Annotated in this window: 3 protein-coding genes; all 3 read left to right on the top strand. The window is 66.5% G+C overall.

The window, feature by feature from the left end; all coding sequences use genetic code 11:
• Positions 1 to 104: 104 nt before the first annotated feature.
• On the top strand, positions 105 to 1,109 hold the full coding sequence (locus ACQKIP_RS40085; protein WP_365862174.1) for a dipeptidase: 1,005 nt from the start codon (positions 105 to 107) through the stop codon (positions 1,107 to 1,109).
• 148 nt (positions 1,110 to 1,257) lie between these two features.
• The gene (locus tag ACQKIP_RS40080) at positions 1,258 to 2,703 is read left to right on the top strand and encodes an amidohydrolase family protein (protein WP_365862172.1); all 1,446 of its coding nucleotides are present in this window, start codon (positions 1,258 to 1,260) and stop codon (positions 2,701 to 2,703) included.
• A 550-nt stretch (positions 2,704 to 3,253) separates the two neighbouring features.
• Positions 3,254 to 4,732 carry an MFS transporter gene (locus ACQKIP_RS40075; protein WP_365862171.1) on the top strand — a complete coding sequence of 493 codons (1,479 nt, stop codon included), beginning with the start codon at positions 3,254 to 3,256 and terminating at the stop codon, positions 4,730 to 4,732.
• The last annotated feature ends 25 nt before the right edge of the window (positions 4,733 to 4,757 follow it).

The following is a 4,757-nucleotide window of genomic DNA, read 5'->3' as shown; positions in this document are numbered from 1 at the left end:
CTTGTCGAACATGCATCGAGTTCTGTACGACAACTGCCGCTCGCCCGTCGCTCCGCCCGGTCCTAGCATTCGGCCAAGAGCCGCCTATCGCCCCGGGGAGATCCATGAAGCAGGAGTACGCGACGTCGCAGCCCGCCTTCGCGGCCGACTACGCCCAAGCGCTGGTCTGGGAGCAGCATTGCTGCCTCCCGCTCGACCCGGACACCCGTGTCGACGAGCTGTGGCGATACGCCGAGGCGGGTGCCTCCTTCGTGTCGGTGAACGTCGGCTACGCGCCCCACGGCATCGCCGACACGATCAGGGTCCTGTCCGCGTTCCGGCGGCACGTGCTCCTGAACCCGGACCGCTACGTCATGGCCGCCTCGGCGGACGACGTGCGCCGGGCCAAGGCCACGGGGCGTCTCGCGGTGGCCTTCGACCTCGAGGACGCCAATCCGTTGGGCGGCTGCATCGACACCGTGCAGACGTACTACGACCTCGGGGTCCGGACGATGCTGCTCACCTACAACCAGCGGAATCTCGCCGGTTCGGGATGCCACGACGCCTCCGACGGAGGCCTGACGGAGTTCGGCAGAGACGTGGTGGCGGAGATGAACCGCGTGGGCATGGTGGTCGACGCCACCCACTGTTCCTACCGCACATCGATGGACATCTTCGCCGCGTCGACGGCACCGGTCGTACTGTCCCATTCGGCGACGCGCGCGATCCACGACCACGAGCGCAATGTGTGGGACGACCAGATCCGGGCCTGCGCGGCGACCGGTGGCGTCATCGGCATCAACGGCGTGGGGATCTTCCTGGGCGACAACGACACGAGCACCGGAGCACTCGTCCGCCACATCGATCACGCCGTCGGCCTGGTCGGCTGGGAGCATGTGGGGATCGGACTCGACTTCTGCTTCGCTGCGGACGACGTCAACGACGAGCTGACCCAGAACCCCGACCTTTTTCCGCCGAGCTACGACCAGTGGGATCGCATCGATTTCATCGAGCCGGAGCGCCTGCCCGAGATCGCAACTGCACTGGCGGATCGCGCCTATTCACCAGAAGCGATCCGGGGAATCCTCGGCGAGAATTTTCTCCGTGTGGCACAGGCCGTGTGGCGCTGATCGCACGCGGGCCGTCAAGGAGCTGGGCGCCGAGCGGGAGTCGGCGAGTCGCCCTCCCGCCGAGACGTCGTGAGCATCATCAGCTAGCGAAGGTTCATGCGAGTTCTGCGCCCCGCGGATGGACGCAGTTGTTTTGGAGAGGGAGTTCATGTCACTTCTGTTGACCGGTGCGACCGTCATCGACGGTGTCTCCGACGGGGGGATCGAAGGCCAGTCCATCTTGGTGGACAACGGTCGTATCGTGGCGATCGGCCGATCGGAGGAGATTCCGGTTCCGCCGGACCACGAAATCGTTGACCTCAGCGGTAAGTTCATCATCCCCGGGTTGATGAACGCCAATGTGCATCTGTTCGTCAATGTCCTCTTCGAGACGCTGGTCCGGTACGAAGGCCGCTACGAGGACCTCATCGCCGAGGCCGCCCAAGTCGCCCTCAAAGGCGGCATGACCACGGTCTTCGACACGTGGGGGCCACGACGCGCGCTCATGGCCGTTCGCGACAAGATCGACCGGGGTGAGATCGCGGGCAGCCGGGTGCGCTGCGCCGGCAACATCATCGGCTTCGATGGCCCGTTCTCCCCGGACTTCATCGGGAGGACCCCAGGGGTCGGCAGCTCTCATTTCGTCGACCGGGTGAACGCGGCGTGGGTCGAGAACTCCGGCCGCCACCTGATGTGGCTGACACCCGAGGCGGTGGGGGAGGAGGTCGGCAAATACATCGAGCACGGCATCGACTTCGTCAAGTACGCCTCGAACGAACACGGCGGAACGTCAGCCGGTGCCTTCCTGCAGTTCTCCGAGCGAACGCAACGTGCCATCGTCCGGGAAGCCCATCGCGCCGGACTGACCGCCCAAGCGCACGTTTCGTCGGTCGAGGGTCTGAGAATCTCGATCGAGGCGGGCTGCGACCTCGTTCAGCATTGCAACATGACGGGACCTGTCGAGATCCCGAGCGAGACCCTCGAACTGCTTTCGCAGGGGAGGTGCGGTGCCGTCATCTTTCCGCTGACCGACAGCGGTATGGCGGCCCTGAAGGAAAGCGTCTCGGATCTTGAATGGACGATGTGGAAAGCGTCAGACGCCAATGCCCGCAATCTCATCAGCGTCGGCGCGACGATTCTCCTCGCGAACGACGGAGGGATCTTCGCCCCGGAAGTCATGCAGGAGCCGATGATCAAGGGAACCTGGAACGGGTTGCCCGAGGATGAGGCTCTGGGACGGCTGGCCACAGGTCACTTCGTCTGGCTGCGCGCCATGGAGGAAAAGGGGATGGCGCCGATGGACTTGCTGCACGCGGCGACCCGCAACGTCGCCAGGGCTTACAAGGCCGAGGACGATCTCGGAACACTCGAAGTAGGCAAGATCGCAGACATGGTCGTCCTCGACGAGGATCCGCTGCAGGCCGCCAAGAACTACCGAAGCATTCACGCGGTGGTCAAGGACGGCGCCCTGGTAGATCTTGACGCGCTCCCGGAGCGGCCCCTGTTGACCGCGGACCTTCCTGCTCCGCTCGAGGAAGAGACCCGCTACAAAAAGGCCCTCCACGACGGAGTTCGCTTGCCGGGCTGCCCCACCTGCGTGACCGGCAGGCACTGACCGGGAACCTGTGCCGGGACCCCGCGCCCGGCAATCGCTCGAACCCCCGCGACCACGACGTTGAATCCTTCCCCGAAGTCCTGCCGGGGCGACAGGCCTGGACGCCGTGCATGCCGTGTATCTGGGCGGACTCGGTGCACCACCGCGCCGCCCGCCGCCCCTACCCGTACCGAGGCCGTGTAGCAGCCGGCGGACGGCTGCGCCGGCCTCGGCCACTATCTGATGTGCGGCGGAGCAGGGGGATGCCGTATCGTGATCGGGTTCCTGCGCCGAGCTGTCGGTGGCAGTGAACCCAGTTCCTGTTCCTTTGTGTGGATCTTGAGGTGACGTCCTACTAACCAGGCCATGTAGTCGTCCGTGTTCCCCGCGTGCTGTTGTGTCGCACGTGTCCGGGGGCGGACGTCGCGCTGGCCTGAGTTGCGTCACCCCTCCCGCCGTTTTCTGTCTTTTCCCGGGTGCAGCTCTGCCGTCTGCCCCGGGTTTCGTGTTTTCCGGCCCCGGTGCGGCTGTCGGCAGGGCTCCCCGATCCTCGGATCAGGAGTTTCCCGTCGTGTCTTCCTCCGCGCTCGGCAACGAGCCGCAGCACACCACCCCGCCCCCAGATCACCCCACCCCTGGCCTGTCGAAGATGGGTCTGGCTGCCTGGATCGCCCTCTTGGTGCTGCTGGGCGCCGAGCTCATGGACATGATCGACCAGTCGGTCGTCCTGACCGCCCTGCCCGCGATCCAGGAATCGACCGGCGCCGGACCGGACGCGGTGCAGTGGCTGACCACCGGTTATTCCCTGCCCATCGCCGTCGGACTGATCACCGGCGGACGCCTCGGCGACCTCTACGGCCGGCGGAAGATCCTCCTGGTCGGCACCGTCGTGTTCACCACGGCCTCGCTGCTGTGCGGCCTCGCCGCCGGGCCCGGCATGCTGATCGGCGCCCGCGCCCTCCAGGGCGCGGGAGTGGCCCTGATGATCCCGCAGATCCTGGCCACCCTCCACGTCACCTTCGAGGGGCACAACCGCAGCAAAGTGTTCGGTCTGTACGGGGCCGTCATGTCGCTCGCCAATGTCCTGGGACCGGTACTGGGGGGCCTGCTGACCGAGGTGGACCTGTTCGGGCTGTCCTGGCGGCCGATCTTCCTGGTCAACGTGCCCGTCGGCCTTGCCGTCCTCCTGCTGGGACGCCGGTTCATCCCCGAGTCGACCGTGAAGAAGGCCGAACGGCTCGACCTGACCGGCATGGTGCTGTCCGCGCTGGCCACCGTCCTGATTGTCTTCCCGCTTACCGAGGGCCACCTCCATCACTGGCCGCTGTGGTGCTTCGTCCTCCTGGCCACTGGCCTGCTCGTGCTAGCCGTTTTCCTGCGCCAGCAGCAGCACAAGCAGGGCAATGCCCCGCTCGTGGCTCTGCCGCTGTTCCGGGACAGGCAGTTCTCCGGTGGCATGGCCGCGCAGCTGATGCATGGCCTGCTGTGCGGGCTGTTCTTCATGACCTGGACGCTCTACCTCCAGCGCGGCCTGGGCATGAGCCCCTTCCACGCGGCCCTGGCCTTCGTGCTGCTCTCCATCGGAGAGCTGGCCGGCGCGACCATCGCGGCCAGAAGCGCTGGACGCTTCGCCCGCCGGTTGCCGCAGGCCGGAGCCCTCATCACGCTCGCTGCGATGGCTGCCTACGGGCTCCAGGCCGACGCGGGCCAGGGGGACCTGACCCTGCTGGCGATGACCACTCCTGTGGTACTGATCGGGTTCGGTCTCGGCATGGTCAGCGGACCGCTCGCCGACATGTCGCTGGCCAGGGTCCCGCACGAGGACGCCGGGTCAGCGTCGGGACTGTTCAACACCGTCATGCACCTGGGTATCGCCCTCGGTACCGCGGTGACCGCCCTGGTGTTCTTCGCCACCACCGGCGGCTCTCCCGACTCCGGACTCAACCGCGACGCGTTCCTGACCGTGCTGTGGTGGGTCGCCAGCCTCCTCGCCCTGATGTGGGCCCTGATGTTCTGCCTGCCCAAGCAGGCCAACAGCCGGGCCGACTGAGCCACCCAGATCCTGGCCGCGACGA

Source organism: Streptomyces sp. NPDC059900, from assembly GCF_050270335.1.
Taxonomy (GTDB): domain Bacteria; phylum Actinomycetota; class Actinomycetes; order Streptomycetales; family Streptomycetaceae; genus Streptomyces.
The sequence above is the reverse complement of the archived record's forward strand: the minus strand, read 5'-3'. Positions and strand labels throughout refer to the sequence as shown.

Excerpts from the sequence above, each read along its gene's own strand:
- ACQKIP_RS40085 (WP_365862174.1), top strand. The coding sequence starts at position 105 with ATGAAGCAGGAGTACGCGACGTCGCAGCCCGCCTTCGCGGCCGACTAC.
- ACQKIP_RS40080 (WP_365862172.1), top strand. The coding sequence starts at position 1,258 with ATGTCACTTCTGTTGACCGGTGCGACCGTCATCGACGGTGTCTCCGAC.